The 23,119-nt window shown below is 46.9% G+C and carries 27 protein-coding genes; 23 read left to right on the top strand and 4 right to left on the bottom strand.

Annotation, left to right across the window (positions count from 1 at the left end):
- Positions 1-53 precede the first annotated feature (53 nt).
- Together MHB85_RS26445 and MHB85_RS26440 are read right to left on the bottom strand one after the other, a co-directional pair.
- On the bottom strand, positions 54-311 hold the full coding sequence (locus MHB85_RS26445; protein ID WP_017692278.1) for a GlsB/YeaQ/YmgE family stress response membrane protein: 258 nt from the start codon (positions 309-311) through the stop codon (positions 54-56).
- A gap of 135 nt (positions 312-446) precedes the next feature.
- On the bottom strand, positions 447-1,148 hold the full coding sequence (locus tag MHB85_RS26440) for a phosphatase PAP2 family protein (protein ID WP_091019338.1): 702 nt from the start codon (positions 1,146-1,148) through the stop codon (positions 447-449).
- A 177-nt stretch (positions 1,149-1,325) separates the two neighbouring features.
- On the opposite strand from MHB85_RS26440, the gene MHB85_RS26435 reads away from it, so the two are divergent.
- Together MHB85_RS26435 and MHB85_RS26430 are read left to right on the top strand one after the other, a co-directional pair.
- Positions 1,326-2,345 (top strand): asparaginase, encoded by a 1,020-nt coding sequence (locus tag MHB85_RS26435; protein WP_341073946.1) that lies wholly within the window; start codon positions 1,326-1,328, stop codon positions 2,343-2,345.
- A gap of 139 nt (positions 2,346-2,484) precedes the next feature.
- Entirely contained in the window at positions 2,485-3,210 is a 726-nt protein-coding gene (locus MHB85_RS26430) for a pirin family protein (RefSeq protein WP_036607001.1), read from the top strand.
- A 95-nt stretch (positions 3,211-3,305) separates the two neighbouring features.
- Here the strand turns inward: MHB85_RS26430 and MHB85_RS26425 are convergent, their stop codons facing one another.
- A complete protein-coding gene (locus MHB85_RS26425; RefSeq protein WP_017692283.1) occupies positions 3,306-3,530 on the bottom strand; it encodes a DUF1128 domain-containing protein in 225 nt (74 codons plus the stop codon).
- A gap of 158 nt (positions 3,531-3,688) precedes the next feature.
- Between MHB85_RS26425 and yyaC the strand changes: the two genes are divergently transcribed.
- The 5 genes from yyaC (at position 3,689) to MHB85_RS26400 (ending at position 10,204) form a co-directional block, all read left to right on the top strand.
- Positions 3,689-4,246, top strand: a complete 558-nt coding sequence (gene yyaC / locus MHB85_RS26420; protein WP_091019342.1) for a spore protease YyaC — start codon at positions 3,689-3,691, stop codon at positions 4,244-4,246.
- A 60-nt stretch (positions 4,247-4,306) separates the two neighbouring features.
- Positions 4,307-5,098 carry an alpha/beta fold hydrolase gene (locus MHB85_RS26415; protein WP_036607004.1) on the top strand — a complete coding sequence of 264 codons (792 nt, stop codon included), beginning with the start codon at positions 4,307-4,309 and terminating at the stop codon, positions 5,096-5,098.
- Between the two features lie 260 nt (positions 5,099-5,358).
- A complete protein-coding gene (locus tag MHB85_RS26410; protein WP_105601864.1) occupies positions 5,359-6,063 on the top strand; it encodes a DUF6483 family protein in 705 nt (234 codons plus the stop codon).
- A 95-nt stretch (positions 6,064-6,158) separates the two neighbouring features.
- A complete protein-coding gene (locus MHB85_RS26405; RefSeq protein ID WP_091019347.1) occupies positions 6,159-7,406 on the top strand; it encodes a class I SAM-dependent methyltransferase in 1,248 nt (415 codons plus the stop codon).
- A gap of 194 nt (positions 7,407-7,600) precedes the next feature.
- The gene (locus MHB85_RS26400; protein ID WP_341073945.1) at positions 7,601-10,204 is read left to right on the top strand and encodes an O-antigen ligase family protein; all 2,604 of its coding nucleotides are present in this window, start codon (positions 7,601-7,603) and stop codon (positions 10,202-10,204) included.
- Positions 10,205-10,635: 431 nt separating this feature from the next.
- Here the strand turns inward: MHB85_RS26400 and MHB85_RS26395 are convergent, their stop codons facing one another.
- A complete protein-coding gene (locus tag MHB85_RS26395) occupies positions 10,636-10,983 on the bottom strand; it encodes a dehydrogenase (protein ID WP_091019351.1) in 348 nt (115 codons plus the stop codon).
- Between the two features lie 160 nt (positions 10,984-11,143).
- Here MHB85_RS26395 and MHB85_RS26390 point away from each other — a divergent pair, with 160 nt between their 5' ends.
- From MHB85_RS26390 to perR, 16 genes are all read left to right on the top strand, one after another.
- Positions 11,144-11,758, top strand: a complete 615-nt coding sequence (locus MHB85_RS26390) for a DedA family protein (protein ID WP_341073944.1) — start codon at positions 11,144-11,146, stop codon at positions 11,756-11,758.
- Positions 11,759-11,760: 2 nt separating this feature from the next.
- Entirely contained in the window at positions 11,761-12,330 is a 570-nt protein-coding gene (locus tag MHB85_RS26385; protein WP_017692292.1) for a thioredoxin family protein, read from the top strand.
- Positions 12,331-12,336: 6 nt separating this feature from the next.
- The gene (locus tag MHB85_RS26380; protein WP_036607016.1) at positions 12,337-12,969 is read left to right on the top strand and encodes an MBL fold metallo-hydrolase; all 633 of its coding nucleotides are present in this window, start codon (positions 12,337-12,339) and stop codon (positions 12,967-12,969) included.
- A 571-nt stretch (positions 12,970-13,540) separates the two neighbouring features.
- Complete coding sequence (locus MHB85_RS26375; RefSeq protein WP_105601861.1) at positions 13,541-13,786, top strand: hypothetical protein; 246 nt, start codon at positions 13,541-13,543, stop codon at positions 13,784-13,786.
- A 103-nt stretch (positions 13,787-13,889) separates the two neighbouring features.
- Positions 13,890-14,420 (top strand): RNA polymerase sigma factor SigY, encoded by a 531-nt coding sequence (gene sigY, locus MHB85_RS26370; RefSeq protein WP_341073943.1) that lies wholly within the window; start codon positions 13,890-13,892, stop codon positions 14,418-14,420.
- A 2-nt stretch (positions 14,421-14,422) separates the two neighbouring features.
- Complete coding sequence (locus tag MHB85_RS26365) at positions 14,423-14,758, top strand: YxlC family protein (RefSeq protein WP_124118098.1); 336 nt, start codon at positions 14,423-14,425, stop codon at positions 14,756-14,758.
- Positions 14,751-14,981 (top strand): hypothetical protein, encoded by a 231-nt coding sequence (locus MHB85_RS26360; RefSeq protein ID WP_181155591.1) that lies wholly within the window; start codon positions 14,751-14,753, stop codon positions 14,979-14,981. Before MHB85_RS26365 ends, MHB85_RS26360 begins: the two co-directional genes overlap by 8 nt.
- 132 nt (positions 14,982-15,113) lie before the next feature.
- Positions 15,114-15,497: a hypothetical protein gene (locus MHB85_RS26355; protein WP_024631336.1), complete on the top strand. Its 384-nt coding sequence runs from the start codon at positions 15,114-15,116 to the stop codon at positions 15,495-15,497.
- Between the two features lie 205 nt (positions 15,498-15,702).
- Entirely contained in the window at positions 15,703-15,990 is a 288-nt protein-coding gene (gene gatC, locus MHB85_RS26350) for an Asp-tRNA(Asn)/Glu-tRNA(Gln) amidotransferase subunit GatC (RefSeq protein WP_036607033.1), read from the top strand.
- 27 nt (positions 15,991-16,017) lie between these two features.
- A complete protein-coding gene (gene gatA / locus MHB85_RS26345; RefSeq protein ID WP_036667997.1) occupies positions 16,018-17,475 on the top strand; it encodes an Asp-tRNA(Asn)/Glu-tRNA(Gln) amidotransferase subunit GatA in 1,458 nt (485 codons plus the stop codon).
- Between the two features lie 26 nt (positions 17,476-17,501).
- Positions 17,502-18,941 (top strand): Asp-tRNA(Asn)/Glu-tRNA(Gln) amidotransferase subunit GatB, encoded by a 1,440-nt coding sequence (gene gatB / locus MHB85_RS26340; protein ID WP_062836483.1) that lies wholly within the window; start codon positions 17,502-17,504, stop codon positions 18,939-18,941.
- 96 nt (positions 18,942-19,037) lie between these two features.
- Positions 19,038-19,502 (top strand): GNAT family N-acetyltransferase, encoded by a 465-nt coding sequence (locus MHB85_RS26335; RefSeq protein WP_036607041.1) that lies wholly within the window; start codon positions 19,038-19,040, stop codon positions 19,500-19,502.
- 32 nt (positions 19,503-19,534) lie between these two features.
- The gene (locus MHB85_RS26330) at positions 19,535-20,245 is read left to right on the top strand and encodes an MgtC/SapB family protein (protein ID WP_017692302.1); all 711 of its coding nucleotides are present in this window, start codon (positions 19,535-19,537) and stop codon (positions 20,243-20,245) included.
- A gap of 147 nt (positions 20,246-20,392) precedes the next feature.
- Positions 20,393-20,986 carry a hypothetical protein gene (locus tag MHB85_RS26325; RefSeq protein ID WP_074096431.1) on the top strand — a complete coding sequence of 198 codons (594 nt, stop codon included), beginning with the start codon at positions 20,393-20,395 and terminating at the stop codon, positions 20,984-20,986.
- 26 nt (positions 20,987-21,012) lie between these two features.
- Positions 21,013-22,422, top strand: coding sequence for a DUF4097 family beta strand repeat-containing protein (locus tag MHB85_RS26320; protein WP_105601858.1), 1,410 nt, complete (start codon positions 21,013-21,015; stop codon positions 22,420-22,422).
- A 167-nt stretch (positions 22,423-22,589) separates the two neighbouring features.
- On the top strand, positions 22,590-23,012 hold the full coding sequence (perR, locus tag MHB85_RS26315; protein ID WP_026081471.1) for a peroxide-responsive transcriptional repressor PerR: 423 nt from the start codon (positions 22,590-22,592) through the stop codon (positions 23,010-23,012).
- Positions 23,013-23,119: the final 107 nt, after the last annotated feature.

Here is a 23,119-nt window from a genome sequence, read left to right as displayed (position 1 = left end):
CCTTCTTCAATTTAAGAAACAAATACGAAACAACGAACACCTTGTTGCCCGAATCAGGCAGCCTGTCTTAGCAGTCTGGACACAAGCCCCAGCAAGAAAACAAAGAGCGCTGTACCAATGATGGCAGGGATGATGGCAAAGTTACCGATAACGGGTCCCCAGTTACCAAGCAAAAGTGCTCCCAGCCAGGCTCCGGCAAATCCTGCAATCATTGCACCGATTATGCCTCCAGGCATGTTGTGACCGGCAAGTGCATCTCCGATCAAACCGATGATGACAGCCATCACAATGCTGATAATGATGCCCCACATAACAACCGCCTCCTTTAAACTTGATGTAGGATGTTGTCTGTTCGCGTTTGCTTACTTCGTATATAAACCCCGTGCAACCCTGTGAAACAATAAAGATGAAGATGAATGAACTGGAAATCAGAGGAATTCATTCTTTTAGCGGCTTTGTTTAATGCCCTTAACCATGCAGAAGATCCATGCCAATCCAGCAGTAAATCCAGTAAATACATCCGTAGGATAATGAACACCCAACATGATCCGGCTGAGGCCGATCAAGAAAATAAAACTAATACCAAATAGAACAGGAAGCCACACACCGGAATATTTATGTTGTTGTCGTTCCAAGGCCCAGATTACAAAGAGCATGCCGTAAAAGCCCATGGAGATCATGGCATGTCCGCTGGGAAAGCTGTACCCGTGAACGACCAGCAGATGATCCAGTTCAGGCCTGCTTCGTCTGAAAAATTCTTTCAATAACGTGTTCAGAATCCACATCATGGCAAAACTTCCCGTGAGCGCATATCCATATACAACAAACCTTGGACTGCGTTGAATGAAGAAAAGAAGAGCAAAACCTCCTGCAGCCACAGCAGAGATTTTGAAAGAACCCAGTGCGGTTATGAATGCAGTGTAAGGGAATAGATGAAGACGTGAATCTGAATTCAGATAAAATAATTGCTGAATTTGATCATCCAGACGAATAATAACATCAGCACCCAACCAGGCACCCAGACCTGCCAGGATGAATACAACCGATGCGCTGAGGGCCAGACCAGCCAAACTCCAGTTGAGGAGTGGACGTAATAACGTACCGGAATTTGAACTGAATGAGGCTGGGGAATACGTTTTGCGCGGCATAATGAGTTTCTCCTTCAGTTATTGTAGTAGATGAACATAGATGATAAAGCTATACCCGAAACGCCTGTCGAAAAAACTGTAAAAACGTCGCTTTTGTACTATACTATTTAAGATATCCCATGCGGCGTCGTGACGCAAAGCAGAGATGAAATCGGGAGCACAAAGGAGAGAACTCGCATGGAGAGTGCCTTGTTAATTAAAGAATACCGTGCAGGCGTTATGGAATGCGCCCATTACGGACACATAAGTATTACGGATGAGTATGGCCGAATTGTATACTCGGCTGGTGACCCTCATTTTAGAGCGTTCACTCGCTCATCTGCCAAACCTTTTCAAGCCATTCCAGGTATTCGGGCAGGAATTGCCAGTCACTATTGCCTATCCGCACAGGAGATTGCCATTATGTCCTCTTCGCATCGTTCAGAACCGGAACACATTCGGGTGCTGGAGCAGTTATCTGGTAAGATCGGATTGGGAGAAGAATGCTTAATCTGTGCACCAAGCTATCCGCTTAATGAAGAAAGCCGTAATCAATGGTTACGTGGACAAGGAGAGAAACGGCGCATCTTACACAACTGCTCCGGAAAACATCTGGGAATTCTAGGGTACAGTCAGATGAAGCAGGTTGACCTGGGTAGTTACGCTGAACCGGATCATCCGGTACAACGAGAAATTCTTGAAACCTTTGCCGACCTGGCAGGTATTGAGGAAAAAGAGATTGAGCTTGGGACGGATGGCTGCGGCTTTCCGGTATTTTCTTTGCCGTTGTCGGCATTGTCCAATGCTTATCTGAAGCTCGCTTGTCCGGATCTTATCGCTGATCCTTCCACAAGAACAGCTGTAGAGACCATAACATCAGCTATGAATGAACATCCGTTGATGGTAGGTGGCACGGAGCGTGTAGATTCAGTGCTGCTGGAAGACGATAACATTGTAGCGAAGGGTGGATTCAAGGGGGTATTCGGATTTGGTCTGAAAAAAGAAAGACTGGGAATCACCTTCAAGGTGCTTGATGGTTCCGAGGAAGAGTGGGCTTTCATCACCCAATCCATCCTAAGACAGATTGGTTATTCCAATGAGAAAACCATTGCACGATTGGCTGAAGTGTTCCCTTCGGACATCCGAAATGATGCGGGTACCGTTGTAGGTCATGCAGATAGTGAGTTCATTCTCCACTCACTTGAAGATAGCGTATAACCTTAAGAAGGGGCGTGATTAGAGTTGCCGGACCTCGGGTAAAGATGACATACCAACTGGTATTCATCTATACAATTCATATACACGCATGGACTGCCGCGGTAATGTGGCAGCTCTAAACCCTTGGAGGTGGATGAACATGATTAAAGTGGTGACATCGGAAGAAAGGCACACGTCGGATCGAGGTTGGATACACAGTGAATTCAGCTTTTCGTTTGCGGATTATGATGATCCAAGCAACGCCCATTTTGGCTGTCTGTTGGCTCATAATGAAAACACGCTGATGCCGCAAGAAGGCTTTAAGAAACATCCACATCATGATCTTGAACTTGTCAGTTATGTCATTTCGGGCACACTCAAACATACGGATAGTATGGGAACAGAACAATTGCTTGAACCGGGTACGGTCCAGGTGATGAGTGCGGGGACGGGAGTGGAACACTCCGAGACCAATCCGTCAGCGGATGAACCGGTACGTTTCCTCCAGATGTGGTTTTTGCCATCGGAGCGTATGCTGAAACCTTCCTATACGAATCGGAGAATAGAGCCGCAGGAGCACTTGAATCGTCTATGTCCGATTGTATCCGGGCAAGGGGGAGAGGGAAGCGAAGGCGCATTGCCTATTTCCCAGGATGTAACCTGTTACCTCTCCCATTTGGAGTCCGGGAAAAAGTTGATGTACCCGCAACACGAAGATCGACGGACACATCTTTTCCTGATCAGTGGGCATGTAGAGATTCATTGTTCGGATGGTAACTTCAACCTCAAGCCGGGCGATGCCGCACGAATTCGCAAAAGCTGTGATCTGCAAATCACGAGCACAGACAGTGAACCTGCCGAATTTGTTTTGGTTGACCTGCCTTAAGGATGGGATGTATTCCTTAAAAGATAGTCTGGAAATATAAACATGTGAAAAAGGACCTGTTCCCACGGTGATGTGGAAAACAGGTCCTTTTTTTACTAAGATTTACGAAGATTACCCAGTTCCGAAGCGACAGCTTCCACTTCAGAGATACTGAGATGTTCCTTGCTCAAAATCATTTCATACAGGTCAAACAGATCTTCATATTTCTCAAGTGGGAATGAAGAAGCTTGCATGGCGGCACCGCTTGCCATACGAAGTTTGGTTTTGATCGCTTCAATCATATATTCCATATTGGCTGCTGTTGCTTGTGTTAAATCCATCGTTAAGTTCATCCCTTCCGTATCGGAAACTCTTGTTATTGTATCATGATTGGAAGTGCTCAGGCCAATGCTTTTGCGGGGAAACCAAGCATCGGTTACAATGATGGATACAACAACCGGTTTTCATGGAAACCTGAGTGTACTGGAGGGAATACAGCTTGGCAGCGTATAAGCGAGAAATGGTTCGCCATCAAGGAAGAGAAGTCCGCAAAGGCGTGCCTGCAGAGAATCTGGTCTTATTTTTCAAAAACATCGTTCAACTTCACGCTCCAGATGAAATCACGTTTGTCTGCATCGGTACCGATCGTTCCACCGGGGATGCTCTGGGTCCACTGACCGGAAGTATACTGCAAGAGAATGGAATAGGTAACGTGATAGGCACGCTGCCTTCCCCTTGTGATGCAGACACGCTGGAGAAGAAATTGGTACTTATTCCTGTACACCATGCCATCATAGCGATTGATGCGTGTCTGGGTCCCAAGAATGCCGTAGGTACATATTATCTCTCGAATAACCCACTCATTCCGGCTCAATCGGTTGGAGGCAAGCTACCCCCTGTCGGACAATACAGTGTAGCAGCTGTGGTTAATGCCAATGGACCAAGGCCCTATTCCATTTTGCAGATGACCTCGCTCCACTTGGTCATGGAGATGTCCCGAACGATTGCAGACGCCGCAATCGAAGCATGGAAATGGAGACAAACGTTTCATTCATGAGATGTAGGCTTAATAATATACAACCTGAATTATTTAATTCGCGCAGAGAGAGGGATTCATATGGAAAAAGTGATGTGTGATGGAACGACGATTTGTTATGCCGAACAAGGTAAGGGAGAAGCACTCATTTTGCTCCACGGATACTGTGGCAGTTCATCATATTGGGATGAGGTCGTACCTGAACTGGCACGAAGCTATCGCTGTATCGTACCTGATCTGCGTGGACACGGAAAAACAGATGCACCTGTAGGAAGTTATACCATCGAACAGATGGGCAACGATGTATTACAGTTGATGGATGAGTTGAATGTGGAAAAAGCGGTCCTTTTGGGACACTCGATGGGTGGATACATTGCGCTCTCGATTGCGCAACGTCACCCTGAGCGTTTGAATGCATTTGGTCTGATTCATTCGACAGCCTATCCGGACAGTGAAGAAGCCAAGGAAAAACGCCTTCGTGCCGTTTCCACCATTCAGACCGAAGGTATCGTGAATTTTGTAGATGGACTGGTTCCCGGACTGTTTGCACCAGAACATGTGGAATCGCTATCTAAGCATGTAACACGTGTGAAGGAAATTGGTTACCAGACTGCTCCTCAAGGTGCTGTTGGTGCTGCACTTGCTATGCGAGAACGTCCGGATCGCCGCGATGTGTTATCGGCTACACCTTTACCTGTATTGCTGGTTGCGGGAGAAAAGGATGCGGTTATTCCGCCAGAACGTACATTTACAAGTGACAAGCCACATATCGTGCAAGCCGTAATTGCGGGTGCAGGTCATATGAGCATGTATGAAGCTCCTGAAGAGTTAATTCAGGTCATTAAACAATTTATGGCTGGATTATCGAAGTAATGATGAAGTGATTTATGTTGATTCTATATAAAATATAGTTTGGTTTCTGGATGATTCAACCTCTTGTGGAGGAGGGGTATCCAGTTCCATTTCAACCTAACCCCTGCAATGTCCCTTTTGGATAGGCAGGGGTTTATTGTGTTCATGGACAGAGCATAGACGCGTGTGTCTTGTTTTTGGCTTTTTGTCATGGCATGAATTAAAATAAATATAAAGGAACGATAGGATGTATAGGGTCGAATGATGAGGGGGCATGCAGCATGTTCAGAAAAGATTATCTGCTCCGCATGATGGAGGAAATGACTGAAGCAATTGGCAAAGTGTTCACGCTCAAACAGCAACGTAAGCACACCGAGGCATTGTCTGAACTGGATGAGCTGATGCGCAGGCAGTTTGGGTTAAACTTATCGCTATTGAACTCGTTGCCAGCAGAGGATGTTATTGAAATGTTCCGTTTTCGCGGAATGATTGAAGTGGACAATCTGCAGCACGCCGCCAGGCTGATTGAAGAAGAAGCCTATATTTATCAAGAGAAGGCCAAAGTGGAAGGCATCGATGATCAGGAGAGAATGGACGCAGAGGATGATGCTGTCATTCGATTGATGAGGTCAATTCATTTTTACCTGTATGCATTGAATCATGGCGCTAATCCCAAGTTATTAGACGCACCGGAACGGGTTGAGGGTGTGTTGGGGCTTACGAAAGAATATGAACTCCCTGCTCGAACCGAAAGACAGCTTGCCCTGTATCGTGAACAACAAGGGCGTTATGACCAGGCAGAGAACAGTTGGTACAGATTGCTACATCTTGGTGCTGAATTTCCGGTGAGCTACCGAAATGATGTACAGGCGTTCTACGAAAGGTTGAGCCAACTCACGGATGAACAGCTGGAGCAGGGCGGTTTGCCACGTAACGAAGTTGAAGAAGGATTAGCTGAACTAAGTCGTCAAGAGATGAGCTCCTAAATATGGATTGGATCAAGGCCTGTTACATGCCTTTACTTGGAGAGGGAACGGAATTGTGGTATGGTAACGGTTGACCAAACCAAACCGAAAGTGAGATGTACCCCGTGGATTCATTGCGAAAGCTTATACAAGACATCTTTGAACAGAATTCGCTGATTACAGCGACCTGGAGCCAGCTGCGCAGACGGGACAATGTCTCGTATACCAAAGTGCAAGTCAAGCCGGTGACACTGAAGAATCAGCTGCATTATCAATTTGCATTTCATTATAACAACAAAGTGCTGCACGAGAATTTGACTCCGGCTGAAGCGGCTGAGCGCATGACTTTGTTATGCGAAGAGACGTTTCGTCAAGGGCTGCTCTGTACGACCGAGGCAGACTATCAAATTTTGATCAGCAAAAAATATAAAGTATCCATTCTGACCAAATCTGCTTCCAAAACTGCGGTGGATCTGTCGCATAATCGCAAGAAGCAATATGTATTGGAAGAAGGCGTACCTGTATCGTTCCTCGTTGAACTTGGTATTATGAACGAAGAAGGTCGTGTGCTGGCTCGCAAGTATGACAAGTTCAGACAAATCAACCGTTTCCTCGAAATGGTGCAGGATGTCATTCCCCATCTTCCGGAAGGACGTCCACTGACCATCGTTGACTTTGGTTGCGGCAAGTCTTATCTGACATTTGCGTTATATCATTATCTGTCGGTGCAACAACGTCGTTCACTCAAGATTATTGGGTTGGACTTAAAGGCAGATGTCATTGAACACTGTAATGATCTGGCTAATCGATTGCATTATGGTGATCTGAAGTTTCTGGTTGGAGACATCGCGGACTACGATGAATTAAATGAAGTGGATATGGTTGTCACGCTTCATGCCTGTGACACAGCTACCGATGCTGCTTTGGAGAAGGCAGTTCGTTGGGGGGCTTCTGTGATTCTGTCTGTTCCTTGCTGTCAGCATGAACTGTTTGATCAAGTAGAGGCTTCCGTGATGAATCCGTTATTGTCCCATGGTATCCTCAAGGAACGTTTTTCCGCTCTGGCTACGGATGGGATTCGTGCCAAGTTGCTTGATCTGATGGGATACAAGACACAATTGCTTGAATTCATCGATATGGAGAATACGCCTAAAAACATATTGATCCGTGCTGTTCGTGGTCAGGCCGGCGAAGTGACGGAGATGTGGAATGAATATACGGCTTTCCGTGATTTCATTCATGCCGATCCATATTTGGAGCGGGCTTGTGCCGATTTGCTTCCTGGCGATGGCAAGCAGGCCGACGGGAAATCAAAATCGAGCAAAGAAACCGTTCAAAATTCCGCAAATTGCGACATTTGCTGAGTGTGCCAATGCCAATCCAGGGACATACTGCAATTAGGGTCCCTGAATGTAAAGTTCAATATTATGCACATACGTTGTAGCAAGCAACATCATAACTGTCAGGTATTTATCAGACAGAAGGACCCGTTATCGGGATCTTCTGTCTTTTTGTTATGCATATGGACATATGGAGCGGTGGAAGGAGGGGGATAAAGATGAAGAATAGGGCAATAGATAAGGGAGTTGTAAGGTATAAACGAGGGTATGCGGCGAATGAGAAAATGATGGAACAGGTGCTTGAACAGTCTCACCACGCAAATGATACAGAATATGTAGATAACAGGGACTTATGTAATGGGGACATTAGGGGCAGTAGAGACAGTACATATAATAGGCAAGATACATTCAACAATGATGATACGTATAAAAAAGATGAACCATATCAATTAAATGGAGTTATTCAAAACGAGGGGTCAGGTTATTTTCCTCAAAGTTTGAGGTGTAAACGTTATTCAGGATCTGGGTGGACTGTTGGGTTGGGCATACTCTCCATTGTCTTGCTGCTTGCAGGATGTCTGAGTCGGGGACTGTACTATTCGGCTGATCTGTACCCTGTTATTCTGATCGCAGCAGGAAGCACTTTGATTATGTTTTTGCTTTTCCTTGTAGGTATTCGTCCACAGAAGACGAGTGAACGAATACCCATGTCATTGGTACAGGATCGGGGGAGACTCGAACGAATCGTTGAGAAAATATTCCGATTTCCGGGGATGTGGCGGGTATTGTGGCCGCTGGGGATGATGACATGTTTTGGGCTACATGCATGGGCAGGCTCGGTGAGTAAACAGGGCAGCATGGATGAAATGCTGCGGTGGAGCCTGCTTGCGATGTTTACCCTGCTCACGGCAATATTGGCTGCGCGCACGAATGGTGCACGTTGGTTAGCCTGCGGTTGGCAGATGGCAGGCGGCTTGCTTGTGCTAAGCGGCATCCTTGCCGTGTGCGGGATATTGCCGCTGCCCTTCGGGGTGATGCGGACTGCTGACCCCGAGATCAGCTCCGCCGGAGCAAGGCTCGGCGGATTATTGCAGTACCCGAATGCGTACGGTGCCGTTGTTGGCATGTACTCATTGGAGCGGCTGACAGCCGCCGCACGAGTCTTGGCCCGGCCTGTGCCGGCCAGGCGAATCATCGCGGCAGTGCTGCCGCTCATGCCCGCGCAAGCCGCGCTCCTACTGAGCGAGTCGCGCGGCGCTTGGCTGGCGACCGGCTGCGCCGCGGTCGCCGCCTTTGCTTTGCAGCGGCGCGATGCCCGCCTGCCGCTGCTGCTGGCCACGGCCGCGCCACTGGCGTGCGCGGCCTGGCTGTACCGCCAGCTGGCTGCTGCCCAGCTGGCGCCTGCACCCGTGCCCGGCCTGCTGGCACTGGCCGGGGCATGGGCAGCTGCGCTGCTCGGCACGCTGCTGCTGTGCCGTTTATGGCACAGCGGCGCCGCCAAGGCTCCGCGTACCGCTGCCCTGACGGCCATTGTGCTGGCGGGAGCCGCCGCCGCACTGATGGCCGTGGCCTCCACCGCCGAGCGCCTCGCGGCGGGTGTCGGCACTGGGGTGTCCCGCCTACAGATGTGGCGGGACGCCCTCCAGCTGTGGACCGAGGCCGCATGGCTCGGCCACGGGGGAGATACATGGCGCAACATGTTTCGCGCCATTCAATCCTCGCCTTATGTTGGAGGCGAGGTCCACAACGGCCTGCTTGATCTCGCCTTGGACACGGGCATGATCGGCATCCTGCTTGTCGCAGGGTGGTTTCTCCTCACCCTGCGAAGCATCTTTCATTTTGCACCGCAGCTCTTTCCATCCGTGCTTGTTTTTGGCCTGCATGGGGCGATGGACTTTGACTGGAGCTTTACATTATTTTGGATGCTTTTCATCTGGCTTGGTGCTTGGGCAGCCGCATTGAAGATGGAAACAGAGGGGGTCCAGCGATCCGGCATAACTGTGAAATACACTTCCTCCAGATCCAAATCGGGATCTAAATTGAGATCTAAATCGAGATCTAAATCCAGATCCAGATCCAGATTTCTTTTCTTGCGATCTCTATCAATCCACACCCGTTTATTATATGTCCCGATGTGGCGTTCCTTCTTTCATATTCTTCAGCGAGTAACTGCTCGGCTAATAAGGGTATCGACAGTGATGATCATCCTTTTCTGGATTGGTGGAACATTCTGGCTGACCTTCCGATATGCCATAGCAGAAGTGCAGTACCGTCAGGCGATGTCTGAACCGGATGGCACTCCAGCACAGAAGGTGCATCTTATGGCTGCTTTTCAATCGAATCCGAATCGACCCGATATCGTGATATCCCTTGCACGATCCCTCCCGGGACGAGAAGCAGAATCACTCCTTTTGAACAGCTTGTCCCATTCCCCGATGCATCCTCAGATTTACATCGAACTGGGACGATTGGCAGCCCAATTCGGCGAAGGACAACAGGCTGGAGAATATTTTGAACAAGCGATCGCATTGAATCGGTATGATGGCATTGGCCAATCCACGGCTTTGTATTGGATGGAGCAGGCAGCGCGGCGGGAATGGAGGGCAGGATTCACAGATCGAGCCCAACAGTCTGCCGCCGCTGGTGTCCAGATGTATGAACGGTATCAACTGCTGGCTGAGGAAGTGGAAGCAGGAAACGTTCGCAATGATCGTCGTTTTGTACTGGAAGAACATGCTCCAGGCTATGGAGAGAACCTGCGCAGGCTTGCTTCAGCTTTTTCTCCTCCATTTACTCAAGAGTTGACCAAGCGGAGCCCTTGAATGACTGATGGATGTCAGCGTCTAAAAAGTCTGAGGGTCCAAGCTAGTTGCTCCTGGCGGATGGGTATACCATTTTCTAAGGAACACAGGACGTCTTATTTGGCCTTCAGATGCTTCTTTTTAATTGTAAGGAACATCAGACACGTTATTTCCGGAAATTCCCTAACAAAAACCCTATAAAAGTCCAAAAATTCCGATATAACGTGTCTCAGATTCCTTAGATTTCTAAGAGTGCTTCAAATCCTTGAATAAGACATCTCAGGTTCGTTACCACTCGTGGGCTTGAGCATGAAAAATTACTCGGTATTTATGTTCATAATCCCAGTTTATGTTCATGCTCCCCGTGGTGGTCGGCTCCATGCTCTGCTCCAACCGCAAGCCAGAGTTGCCCCCGAATTCCACCCAGATCGAAGCTTTTCATTTCTCCATTCCTATAGACGATAACCGCCAAATGCATGCTGAAACGCATCTTTTAATGGTTCAACATCTACTTCCCACATCGCGGCGATCTCTGCACTGACATCCGTGTTCCACCACTCACATAATTTCTTGCGGTTGTCGCGATTCTCCCCAATCCAGAGCAGATTAGCAATCACCTTACCGTAATAATATTCTTCCGCCTGCTTCATCCGTTCGGGAGAGACATATACTTTTAGCCTTTTGGCTGTCCGGTACAATTCCTTGCTGCATGCCCGGCGAATCCCTCTGGCGGAAGGAAGGTTTTGACCGGATTGCGTATGTTTGACCGGCGGAGAACCGGGTATTGACTTGTGTGACATCTTCTCACGCTCCTCTCCCCATACCATATGCGGACTGCTACGAACGGGACACTATCCCAACCTTGTGAAGTAGCAACGTCCACAGCCCTGTGATAAAATAGGGACGAACATCCATGGTGCGGAGGGGCACCGCCAATCAGGATGGAGAAAGAGGGTTGAGATGGACTTTATTCATAACCTTGTTGGCCAATTGTTCGATTGGATTCAAAGTCTTGGCTACTTTGGAATCATGCTTGGATTAATGTTGGAAGTTATCCCAAGCGAAATTGTGCTGGCGTATGGAGGTTTTCTCGTTTCACAAGGTAATATCAACTTCTTCGGTGCTATGATTTTTGGTACGGTGGGCGGTGTGATTGCCCAGTTATTTATTTACTGGATTGGCCGTTATGGCGGCAGACCTGTACTTGAACGCTACGGTAAATACATACTCATCCAGAAAAAACACATCGACCATTCCGAGGAGTGGTTTCGCAAGTATGGTACAGGTGTCATTTTTACAGCGCGTTTTGTTCCGGTGGTAAGACATGCAATCTCCATCCCGGCTGGCATCACGAAAATGCACGCAGGTAAATTCATCTTGCTTACTACACTCGCTGTTATACCTTGGACTGCATTGTTTATATATTTAGGGATGATTCTTGGAGATCAATGGAAGCATATTGATGAGAAAGCGGCACCATATGTTATGCCTATTTTGCTTGTCGCTCTCGCCCTTATGATCGTTTATGTACTTATTAAATGGATGAATGCTCGTAAAAAGAAAGGAAGTGTCTAGTCATGGGTAAACCCAACTTGTCTCACAAATTCGGTAAAGGTCTGCCACCGAAGGATTTTATCGAGAGTATGACCAAGAATCAAAGTGAATTCCAGGCCAATTATGATAGCTTTACTTGGTCGAACGAAGAGGATCGTGAGTTTTTTGAGAGTCTGAACCATCGCGATGATCTGCGTGTGTTAATTCTGGCAGCTGACTGGTGCGGGGATGTTGTCCGTAATATTCCGGTTGTGTTCCAGGCGCTTGAAATCTCAGGAATTCCAACTGAAGTTCTGATTATGGAGAACCACCCGGAAGTGATGGATGAGTTCCTGACGATGGGTGGCCGTTCCGTGCCAGTCGTTATTTTTGCAGATACAGGTGGTCATGTGTTAGGTCAGTGGGGACCTCGTCCGCAGCATGTACAGGAAGTCATGATTGAATTCAAACGCCTTAATCCGGATCGTGAAGCAGCAGATTATCAAGAAAATTTGGCTGTAGCGCGTCAAGAGATTGGTAAACGTTATGGGGAAGGAACGGAGTCACATGCGGCCATTATCCGTGAGCTGCGTGAACTGATTTCGGGTTACTAAGCCGATATGCTTAACATTCGTACGTTTACACTAGGCCCGCTTCAGACCAATGCGTATCTTCTACAAGGAGATGATCCGGGCAAAGCCGTCATTATCGATCCAGGCATGAATCCAGGGCCGCTGCTTAAGGCGATCCAAGACTTGGAGATTGAAGCCATTCTCCTCACTCATGCTCACTTTGATCATATGGGCGGGGTAGATGAGATCCGTAAATTGAAGGGATGTCCCGTTTATCTTCATGACTTGGAGAGTGACTGGCTCACCACCCCGAAATTAAATGGATCTTTGAATTGGCCGCAGGCGACACCACCGCTTTCGACAGATCCTGCTGAATATGCCATGGACGAAGGGCAGAAGCTGAATCTGATTGGTCATACGTTTAAAGTGTTCCATACACCTGGACATTCACCAGGCAGTGTAAGTTTGCTTTGTGATAACGACCTGTTTGCCGGTGATGTGCTGTTCCGCATGGGTGTGGGCAGAACGGACCTGACAGGAGGGCGTGAACGGGATCTGATTGATTCAATCCAGAACAAGCTTTACACCTTTGCTGATGAGGTTAAAGTATATCCGGGTCATGGTCCCAAAACGACCATTGGTTATGAGAAACAGAACAATCCTTACGTGTCCGCAAGATAATCCGACATGATATGTGAAGAAAGTCTGGACAAGTGACAACTTTTTCATTAGAATAGCAATTAGTTGTTACAAGCGTTAAGGCATCATCTAACTGAAGCATTACCAAGAAACACCCAACCTCGCGAAGCACGCAGACTGTGGTCTATACCCGGTTTGCGTTCTTTTTTTGTTTTCAGCCCTTTTTAACACAGAATTAGGCTTTTTTATGCTACATAGAGATGCAAGATGCGCTTTATCACAAGCCAGTTTGAGACCAATAGCAAGTTAGAAGCAAGTACAGATTGATTTAGAAATAACAAAATTCAAGAAAACAGTATATAAGTTGAACTAATCATTTACACAATAACGGAGAGGACAGAAAAAACCTGAAAAAGCGAAGCGTTCGCCTAAAAGCTTTCTGAAAGAAAGCTGCATCGGAAGCATAAGCTATCCCCGGATTTTCCCTTTAAGAAAAGGGAATCAAAAAATCTGGGAATAACAGCGATTGGAAGGTTATTCTGTCATCGTAGTGTCAGTGTAAATAATCTTTAGTTCAACTTATATAGATCATGAGAGAGTGGGGAATATCAAAGTGGAGAAACCAAGAGTTATTCCGTTGAATCAGCGTGTCGAGTATCCGATCATTGAAGAAAACCGTCGCATATTGGAAAGTGGGAAAAGAGAAACGGGTACTGAGCGAGCTTTAATACATAACCCTAGCGTGGCCAAAGAAATGATGAAGTCTCAGCAGAATATATGGACAAGCCGTGTTTTAAGAAACGGAGCCCGTAACCAACCGTGGTTCGACAAGCTGCAAGATTACCGGAATCAAGTCTGATTGCCCGGGAAATTGTCGGGTTTTAATTTTTTTTAATTTCATTGAACGTTTTTGCAGAGTCAGTCGTATTAACTCCAGATTGAACGGAAAGCAGGTGATTTTCATGATAAAGGCAGCTGAACTCGAAGAAGTACGCAGAGCAGTATCGGGAGACGATAGCGCACTCGCAGCGTTGTTGCAACGTCACTACACGTTTGTATATAAGTACCTTGTCAAAGTGACAATGGACGCTAACCTCGCAGAAGAGACGGTGCAGGATACGATGATTCGTTGTATGGAAAATATCCATCGATATGACGGCAGGTCTGCCTTTTCATCATGGATGATCACCATTGCGACCCGGATCTATATCGATAAGACAAGACGTAAGAAGAGAGAACAGAACTGGCTTGCTCTCATCCGGGATCAGGCTGTACGTCGATTCCGCTGGCAGCTTGAGACACGAAATGAAGAATGGACAGATGTCATGGATGCGATGACAAGACTGACACCCGAACATCGTGTTGCAGTGCTACTGAAGCATTATTATGGATACGGGTATGAAGAGATCGGGGAAATGCTTGGTATTCCTGCGGGAACGGTGAAGTCACGCACAGCTTATGGTCTCCGTCAGTTAAGAAAGGAGCTGGAATAAAGATGAGCAGATCAGATGATGCACAGGAACAAGAAGTTGTAGAACGTTTGCAGCAACACATGAAAGTGCTGGATGATGCATTTGAGCCGACAAGTATTCCTTCTTTGGGTGCACTTGAAGCCCAAGTCAGGGAACGGAGACAGATTAGACGTCGAGCCAATTGGATCGAGATGATATGTTTCTGGTTGGTTGGATTGCTTGCCATTGTGTTCGGTACATTATTGTTCGTATCTGCTCCAGCTCTATATTTAGGTATCCAGGCTCTTGGTACAGCTGTTGCGGTGATTTTGGCTGTGATCTGGGCCGGACGGCGCCGGAAGGAGGTTCGTCATGAATAAAATGCATTATTCATTGGATGAAATTTCTCCACTATGGCTTATATTGCTTGGCATTTTTCTCCTGGTTCAGGGCACATGGATCTTTCAGGACGCACGCAGACGTGGACGTTTCCCTTGGTTATGGGGATTATGGGGTATCACGGGATTTCCCACGCCGCTGATAATATATTGGTTTGTCGTAATTCGATCACAACGCAAGCCAGGTGCACAAAATCCGAAATAACATCATTTTAAAAATGGAAAAAAAGATTTTGCACAAATATGTTGTTTAATTCTAGTATTCCTAGACATCGTTATTCTTTTCTAGTAGACTATACAAATAAATATTAATGATAGACTACCAGGAGGTTAGACGATGCTGCGATTAGGAGAGAAGGTTGTCATCGTCGCGGATGCGTTTGAGCAGAATCTTCCTGTGGGGGAATATGGTTTCATCATCGCTTATGACCGGAATCCGGACAATGCGTTCGATTACGTGCTTCGAGTGCCGCAGGTGAACCGGAACTTTTTTGTTCCATCCGGCGACGTCGATCTGGAAGAGGTTCTGCTGAAGCAGGAAGCTGAGCGGGTCGAGCGAGAAGCGTTGATAGATTACGCCCTTGCGACACACAATGAGAAGCTGTTTCATCATCTGATGAACGGAGATTTTCAAGCTGTGGAAGAGGAAGAGGAAACCGCGAACGATGTTATGTCACAGGCGGATTTTATAAAGCAGGTTAATCTGCGTGCATGGATCTAGAATTTTAAGAGTCGGCTGATGCCGGCTCTTTTTTATTTTATAAGTTTGATTTTAGCTTCCTGGAAGCCCGTCAGGTCATTTGCATTGAATTGTCGAACTATCTCACCTATAATGAAAAAAGTTATCTTGAGACTTTAGCCCGTTAAACGAGCGATTCGTTTCAGGTCGTTTCGGGAATTAGAACGAATGAAGGAGGCATCCGCTAATGAGTATTTCGAATAATGACGTTCAGCATGTGGCCAAGCTGGCCCGGCTCAACTTGACTGCTGAAGAAGAACAGACCCTGACAGGTCAGCTGAACGCGATTTTAAAATATGCAGAAAAGCTGAATGAGCTGGATACGGAAGACATCGAACCCACCACTCACGTTCTGCACGTAAGCAATGTTATGCGTGAAGATGAGACCAAAGAAAGTCTGTCGATTGAACAGGTGATGCGCAATGCACCGGAAGAAGAAGACGGGCAGTTTAAAGTGCCTGCTGTAATGGAATAACGGATAACCGGAAGGAGGACAAAAACTGTGAGTTTATTTGAACAATCGTTGCCTGAGTTACATAACAAGTTGCATGCTAAAGAGCTGTCGGTCAGCGATCTGGTGGATCAGGCGTATCAGAACATTGGCGCGCATGATGATAAAGTTAAAGCATATTTGGCATTGGATGAAGAACAAGCACGCGCTCGTGCACGTCAACTGGATGACCGTCTGGTTAGCGGCGAGGAGAAAGGTTTGCTCTTTGGTCTGCCTGTAGGTATTAAGGATAACATCGTTACAAACGGACTGCGCACGACGTGTGGCAGTCAATTCCTTCGTAATTTCGACCCGGTGTATGACGCGACAGTTGTCGAGAAATTGAAAGCTGCGGACACCGTAACTATTGGTAAACTCAACATGGACGAATTCGCCATGGGCGGCTCCAATGAAAATTCAAGTTTCTCACCTGTACGTAATCCATGGGCACTTGATCGTGTTCCAGGAGGTTCCAGCGGTGGTTCTGCAGCAGCTGTGGCTGCGGGAGAAGCATACTTTACACTCGGATCAGACACAGGTGGTTCCATCAGACAACCTGCTTCGTATTGCGGTGTTGTTGGATTGAAGCCAACGTACGGACTTGTTTCCCGCTTTGGATTGGTAGCATTTGCATCATCTTTGGATCAGATTGGACCTTTGACGAAAAATGTTGAAGATTCTGCTTATGTGTTGCAAGCTATTGCCGGATATGACGCCAAAGATTCGACATCTGCAAAAGTAGAGATACCGGATTATTTGAGCGGACTGACAGGTGATGTCAAAGGGCTTCGCATTGCTGTTCCGAAGGAATATATCGGTGAAGGCGTCGATCCACAAGTGAAAGAAACGGTTTTGTCTGCATTGAAAGTTCTTGAAGGACTCGGGGCAACATGGGAAGAAGTATCCCTTCCGCATACCGAATATGCGGTGGCTACGTATTACCTGCTCGCATCTTCAGAGGCTTCTTCAAACCTGGCTCGATTTGATGGTGTACGTTATGGCGTGCGTGCAGACAATCCGGACAACTTGTTGGATCTGTACCATCAGTCTCGGAGCCAAGGCTTTGGTCCCGAAGTGAAACGACGTATCATGCTTGGAACGTATGCACTCAGTTCGGGTTACTATGATGCCTATTATCTGAAAGCACAGAAAGTACGTACATTGATCAAACAGGATTTCGACAATGTATTTGCCAAATATGATGTGATTATTGGACCAACTGCGCCAACTACGGCGTTCAAACTCGGTTCACAGGTGGATGATCCACTTACGATGTATCTGAACGATATTTTGACGATTCCGGTCAATCTGGCTGGTGTACCTGCTGTTAGTATTCCATGTGGATTCTCGGATGGATTGCCTGTCGGCCTGCAAATTATCGGTAAAGCCTTTGATGAAACAACCGTATTGCGTGTAGCGCATGCGTTTGAACAAAATACAGAATTCCACAAGCAGCGTCCGCAGCTGTAGACTGCCCGGAACGGAGGAATATAGAAATGTCCGCATCTAAATATGAAACGGTCGTTGGACTTGAAGTCCACGTGGAGTTGCATACCAACTCCAAAATCTTCTGCGGCTGCTCCACAGCTTTTGGAGCTCCGCCGAATACGCATACCTGCCCGGTCTGTCTCGGACATCCGGGCGTACTGCCTGTACTGAATCGTCAGGCGGTAGACTACGCCATGAAGGCAGCGATGGCCCTCAATTGTACGATTGCTGATGTCAGCAAGTTTGACCGTAAAAACTACTTTTACCCCGACTCACCAAAAGCCTATCAAATTTCGCAATTTGATCAACCGATCGGTGAGAACGGCTGGATTGATATCGAAGTGAATGGTGAAACAAAACGAATTGGCATCACACGTCTTCACTTGGAAGAAGATGCAGGGAAGCTTACACATATCGATGGCGGATACGCGTCTTTGGTGGATTTCAACCGTGTGGGTACTCCACTGGTGGAGATTGTATCTGAACCTGAGATTTCCTCTCCGGAAGAAGCACGTGCGTATCTTGAAAAATTGCGTGCAATCATGCAGTACTGTGATGTATCGGACGTGAAGATGGAAGAAGGTTCACTGCGTTGTGACGCCAACATCAGTTTGCGTCCACATGGACAGGAGAAGTTGGGAACAAGAGCTGAGCTGAAAAACATGAACTCCTTCCGTGGTGTGCAGCGTGGTCTCGAATATGAACAATATCGTCAGGCTGAAATTCTGGATGATGGCGGTGAAGTGGTTCAGGAGACGCGTCGCTGGGACGAAGCTCAAGGAAAAACACTGTCGATGCGTGGTAAGGAACAGGCGCATGACTACCGTTATTTCCCGGACCCGGATCTCGTGAAGCTGCATATTGATGCAGCCTGGAAAGAGCGCATCAAGGCTACCATACCTGAGCTCCCAGACGAACGTAAAGCTCGTTACACGGCTGATTACGGATTACCTAGTTATGATGCAGAGGTTATTACTTCATCCAAGGCTATAGCTGATCTTTTCGAAGATAGCTTGAAATTCACTCAGGATGCCAAATCCGTATCCAACTGGATCATGGGCGACTTGCTGGGTTACCTGAATACGAGCAATCTTGAGGTGACTCAGGTCCCACTGACAGGTCAAGGTTTGGGCGAGATGATCGGACTGCTGGAGAAGGGCACCATTAACAGCAAAATCGCCAAAACGGTATTCAAGGAAATGCTGGAGAGCGGTAAGCTTCCACAGCAGATCGTTGAAGAGAAGGGTCTTGTGCAGATTAGTGATGAAGGCGCCATTCTTGCCATCGTTGAGCAGGTTGTAGCGAATAATCCTCAATCCGTGGAAGACTATAAAGCTGGTAAACAAAAAGCCATTGGCTTCCTTGTTGGTCAGGTTATGAAAGAAAGTAAAGGCAAGGCGAATCCCGCTCTAGCCAACCAACTGCTTGCAGATGTACTGAACCGCTAATCCTTCCGGTGAGGCCGGACAGAAAGAGGCTCGTCCCTGTGACAGCCTCTTTTTGGTATTAATAGATACAAATGTATTTTGGACGGGGGAACAGATATGAACATTCAACCATTGTCACTGAGTGATCTGGAGACGTTGGGACAGTTATGGAGACTACAACATGTAGCTTATCGATTGGAAGCCGAAATCATCGGATTTCAGGAGATTCCTCCTTTGATGGATACGATGGAGACACTTCGGGATTGTGGAGAGAGTTTTTATGGTTGTATCCATGATGACGGAGAGCTTATCGGGGCTGTCGCTGTAGCAGAGGAAGAGGAGAATACACTGACCATTACACGAATGATGGTGCACCCGGATCACTTTCGCAAGGGAATTGCGGCATCTTTGATGACCTATGTGTTGGAACAGCATGCGGATCTTCCGCGTTATATCGTCTCCACAGGAACGCTGAATCAACCCGCAGTGAATCTGTACACCAAATTTGGTTTTAATCCCGTGGAAGTCACACAGATTGCACCTGGAGTGGAATTAACGACTTTTCACAAGAATAAACTTTAATAATATTAACAACTTGAGGAGGAATACTGACTTTGGGCGATCCCTGGTTCATTGATGAGTGGCACATTTTATTACGATTATTGCTGGCTATGCTGCTTGGAGGGCTCGTAGGCCTGGAGCGGGAACGGTCCAATCATGCTGCCGGTTTGCGTACCCATATCCTGGTATGTCTTGGTTCCGCACTGATTATGATGTTGTCTGTTTATGGCTTTAAAGATTTTGCTAATGAATTAAATGTAAGGATCGATCCAGCCCGTCTGGCTACTGCTGTAATTACTGGTGTCGGATTCCTGGGAGCAGGGACAATTCTCTTCACGGGAAAATCCATTACCGGACTGACTACAGCAGCTTCAATCTGGGTTGTTGCAGCCATTGGGCTCGCAGCAGGTGCGGGATTCTTTTTTGCCTCTATCGTATCCACCGTTCTGGTATTACTTAATCTCTGGGTATTTAACAAATTAGAGCTAAGGTATTTACGAGGGAACAAACTGCATGTTGTTACACTTCATACCTTGTCAGAACCCGGTTTTCTCGAACAACTGTCTTCATGTATGGAGCAGGAAAAGATCAAAATTCGTAAAATTACCGTGAATGAACAAGACTTGGCTTATGCAGAGATGGTCTCGGTTGAACGTAAAATTGAGATTGTGTTACATGTTCAGGTACCGCATGATTTCCAAACGGTAGGCTTGGTATCCAAGTTAAGACAATGGGAACACGTTACCAAGGTGTCGATCGAATAAATGAATTACAACCCTCCCCAGGCCAGTAGTGCCGGAGGGTTTTTGGTCATATCCATATTTCTTCCAGTTACTCTCCTTGCTCTTTAGGGTACTATCTAACCAAATGCATGAAGAGCGGAAGGTCAGATCAGAAGAGAGGAGTATGTTATGAAACGGAGACGTCAATTGAACAAAAAGACCCGTTCAGTCCAGGCCAAACCGGTCAGAAATCGGACTCACAAGTTTATCGCGGGATTACTGAGTGCCATTATTCCTGGCCTGGGTCATATTTATCTGAGATTGTACATGAGAGGTTTGACCTTTATGCTGCTTGTTTTGCTTGATCTGTCAGCAGTGTTGTACTTCTCATCTATTGGTATACAGATCAATGTGCCATTGCTCATCTTACTGGCTTTGTGTATTCCGGTTATTTACTTTTACAATGTATATGATGTGTTGCAATCTGCAGATTGGGTCATGATGCGCAGACGTAGAGCAGTGACCCAGGCAACTTCGGACAAGCCGATAACTAATGAACGTTCTACAAGAGATGCAATGATGGTTTGGGAGAGAGGCATATCGTTTGGATTACTTCTGATTGTGGGAGGGTCTTTGATGGTGCTGTTTTTCCGCAAACCACGTTGGTTTCAAGAGCTTCTCGCCATGTACGGCGGATATTCATTTGCGGTTCTCATGATCGTAGGCGGTTTGCTTCTGTTTGGTCGTGAATTCTGGGTGATGTTGAACAAGAAAAAAATGTAGTGGAAACGATACAAGGAGGGAACGTGATGAACCGTAAAGTCCGGGTTGGCCGCTATACGGCTGCCGCCTTAATCATAGCGGTCGGTGTGCTGTTGATTTTGGATAAACGGTGGGGAACTGACTATGTATATGAGATGGTGGACTGGTGGCCATTTTTGCTCGTTGTTTTAGGTGTTGAATATATTGTGCTGTTCCTGTGGACACGCAGAAGAAACAAGGTGCAATCGGATAACCCGAGCAATCCTGATGAGCAAATCAAAGTACGTTTCAGACCCGATGCCAAAGGCATTCTAACCTCACTGATTTTGGCAGCTTCCGTATTTATCGTCACCGAGCAGGATCACTACATGCACTTATGGAATAGAGTGAGTCTAAATCTCGGAGCGGCATCCATGGACTACAGTCAAGCGGCAGGATATATGGAGGATAAGGGCACGATTCGTGTACCTGTTCGCATGGATACGTCAGACCTGGTGGTTGAAGGTGTCAATGGAGATATCTCGGTACAACGCGGAGATACGGATGAGATTGAAGTACGGACGGTGATCTGGGTAGATCAGACGACGGAAGTACAGGCAAAGGCCGTTGCAGCAGCCTCTTTTGTAGAGGCCGATGGTACAAAAGTAATTTATATCAAAGCTACAGGCAAGACTTATGGAGACAATGAAAAAACGCAGCCACGGATGAATCTTACCATTACGATCCCGGATGATCGTCGTTTTAATCTGGATATTCGAACGTCCAATGGAGCGATATTATTAAACCGTCCGGAAGCCATTAGTACCATACTGGCCGAAACGGGTAACGGACGTATCCGGATTACCAATGCTGTTGGAGATATCTCCGGGAAAACGTTGAACGGGGATGTCATTGTAGCCAATGCCATTGGTAATGTCGATCTGGACAGTAACCGTGGAGACATGAAGGCTCGCGGTATTTCCGGCGATGTAGATCTTGCTACACAAGTGGGAAGTATCAGTATTGCCGACTCCGTTGGTGAATTCATCGCAGAGACACGCAACGGCAATATTACGCTGGATGGAGCCAATCTGGGAATCAAAGCCCAATCGCTTAATGGCAGCATTAACATCGTATCTACCAAAGTCGGAGGGGACTGGGATGTGTACAGTGCGGTGGGAGCCATTAACGTATTACTTCCTGATCGTGGAGACTACAGTCTTGCGGGTTCCAGCAGTTATGGAGATCTAAGTACGGATCTACCTTTCAAAGTACAGAATAAAACCATAGAAGGCCAGCTCGGTGAGGGCGAGTACAGGGTGAAAATTGAAGGCAACAGTGATCTCACCATTCAGAGCAACCCGGCTGTATCTACGCCTGAAACAGTTACACCTGATTCTGAAGATACGGCTGAGAATCTGGAACAGACTACCGAGGACGGACCAAATTCCCAGCAGGATTCTACAGAGGTTCCTTGACTGCCGCGTTGACAATAAACTTGTAATCGCCGTACAATAAATGTACACTGGCAAGATTACACGGCATGAAAGATGGATTGTCGTTCTTAATGGCCGGGAATCAACTCTGAGCGAGGAGACAGTAACTTACTCTTCACCAGAGAATGAAAGGTAAGGCGGTGGGTTTTATGGCAACACGTGTCCAACATGCGTTGGAGCATCTGAAAACGACCGGTGTCCGTATTACACCCCAGCGTCATGCCATATTGAACTATCTGATGGAATCCATGGGGCATCCGACAGCCGATGAAATTTACCGAGCCCTTGAACCCCAATTTCCCAGTATGAGCGTGGCAACGGTATATAATAATTTGAAGATGTTTCTGGAAGCTGGCATGGTCCGGGAATTGACATACGGAGATAATTCAAGTCGCTTCGATGCCAATGTGACGGATCATTATCATGTTATCTGTGATCAATGCGGCAAGATTGAAGACTTCAGCTATCCTTCACTCAAAAGTGTAGAGCTTCAGGCGGAGTCTAGTACAGGATTCGAAGTACACGGTCACCGATTGGAAGTATATGGCGTTTGCAAAAGTTGCAGGGATTAAGAGAGTTGAATTACAATATTAACGTGCAGAATTCAGTATGGATTCTTCACGTTTTTTTTTAGCATTTATGCAAAACACTCATTTTGATAACAACTTATGCGCACATC

The organism is Paenibacillus sp. FSL K6-4396, from assembly GCF_038002525.1.
In the GTDB taxonomy this organism is placed as follows: Bacteria; Bacillota; Bacilli; order Paenibacillales; family Paenibacillaceae; genus Paenibacillus; species Paenibacillus amylolyticus_B.
The sequence above is the reverse complement of the archived record's forward strand: the minus strand, read 5'-3'. Positions and strand labels throughout refer to the sequence as shown.

Bases quoted from the DNA above. Each gene is read 5' to 3' on its own strand.
- MHB85_RS26445 (WP_017692278.1), bottom strand. From the start codon at position 311: ATGTGGGGCATCATTATCAGCATTGTGATGGCTGTCATCATCGGTTTG.
- MHB85_RS26440 (WP_091019338.1), bottom strand. From the start codon at position 1,148: ATGCCGCGCAAAACGTATTCCCCAGCCTCATTCAGTTCAAATTCCGGT.
- MHB85_RS26435 (WP_341073946.1), top strand. From the start codon at position 1,326: ATGGAGAGTGCCTTGTTAATTAAAGAATACCGTGCAGGCGTTATGGAA.
- MHB85_RS26430 (WP_036607001.1), top strand. From the start codon at position 2,485: ATGATTAAAGTGGTGACATCGGAAGAAAGGCACACGTCGGATCGAGGT.
- MHB85_RS26425 (WP_017692283.1), bottom strand. From the start codon at position 3,530: ATGGATTTAACACAAGCAACAGCAGCCAATATGGAATATATGATTGAA.
- MHB85_RS26415 (WP_036607004.1), top strand. From the start codon at position 4,307: ATGGAAAAAGTGATGTGTGATGGAACGACGATTTGTTATGCCGAACAA.
- MHB85_RS26410 (WP_105601864.1), top strand. From the start codon at position 5,359: ATGTTCAGAAAAGATTATCTGCTCCGCATGATGGAGGAAATGACTGAA.
- MHB85_RS26405 (WP_091019347.1), top strand. From the start codon at position 6,159: ATGTACCCCGTGGATTCATTGCGAAAGCTTATACAAGACATCTTTGAA.
- MHB85_RS26400 (WP_341073945.1), top strand. From the start codon at position 7,601: ATGAAGAATAGGGCAATAGATAAGGGAGTTGTAAGGTATAAACGAGGG.
- MHB85_RS26395 (WP_091019351.1), bottom strand. From the start codon at position 10,983: ATGTCACACAAGTCAATACCCGGTTCTCCGCCGGTCAAACATACGCAA.
- MHB85_RS26390 (WP_341073944.1), top strand. From the start codon at position 11,144: ATGGACTTTATTCATAACCTTGTTGGCCAATTGTTCGATTGGATTCAA.
- MHB85_RS26385 (WP_017692292.1), top strand. From the start codon at position 11,761: ATGGGTAAACCCAACTTGTCTCACAAATTCGGTAAAGGTCTGCCACCG.
- MHB85_RS26380 (WP_036607016.1), top strand. From the start codon at position 12,337: ATGCTTAACATTCGTACGTTTACACTAGGCCCGCTTCAGACCAATGCG.
- sigY (WP_341073943.1), top strand. From the start codon at position 13,890: ATGATAAAGGCAGCTGAACTCGAAGAAGTACGCAGAGCAGTATCGGGA.
- MHB85_RS26365 (WP_124118098.1), top strand. From the start codon at position 14,423: ATGAGCAGATCAGATGATGCACAGGAACAAGAAGTTGTAGAACGTTTG.
- MHB85_RS26360 (WP_181155591.1), top strand. From the start codon at position 14,751: ATGAATAAAATGCATTATTCATTGGATGAAATTTCTCCACTATGGCTT.
- MHB85_RS26355 (WP_024631336.1), top strand. From the start codon at position 15,114: ATGCTGCGATTAGGAGAGAAGGTTGTCATCGTCGCGGATGCGTTTGAG.
- gatC (WP_036607033.1), top strand. From the start codon at position 15,703: ATGAGTATTTCGAATAATGACGTTCAGCATGTGGCCAAGCTGGCCCGG.
- gatB (WP_062836483.1), top strand. From the start codon at position 17,502: ATGTCCGCATCTAAATATGAAACGGTCGTTGGACTTGAAGTCCACGTG.
- MHB85_RS26335 (WP_036607041.1), top strand. From the start codon at position 19,038: ATGAACATTCAACCATTGTCACTGAGTGATCTGGAGACGTTGGGACAG.
- MHB85_RS26325 (WP_074096431.1), top strand. From the start codon at position 20,393: ATGAAACGGAGACGTCAATTGAACAAAAAGACCCGTTCAGTCCAGGCC.
- MHB85_RS26320 (WP_105601858.1), top strand. From the start codon at position 21,013: ATGAACCGTAAAGTCCGGGTTGGCCGCTATACGGCTGCCGCCTTAATC.
- perR (WP_026081471.1), top strand. From the start codon at position 22,590: ATGGCAACACGTGTCCAACATGCGTTGGAGCATCTGAAAACGACCGGT.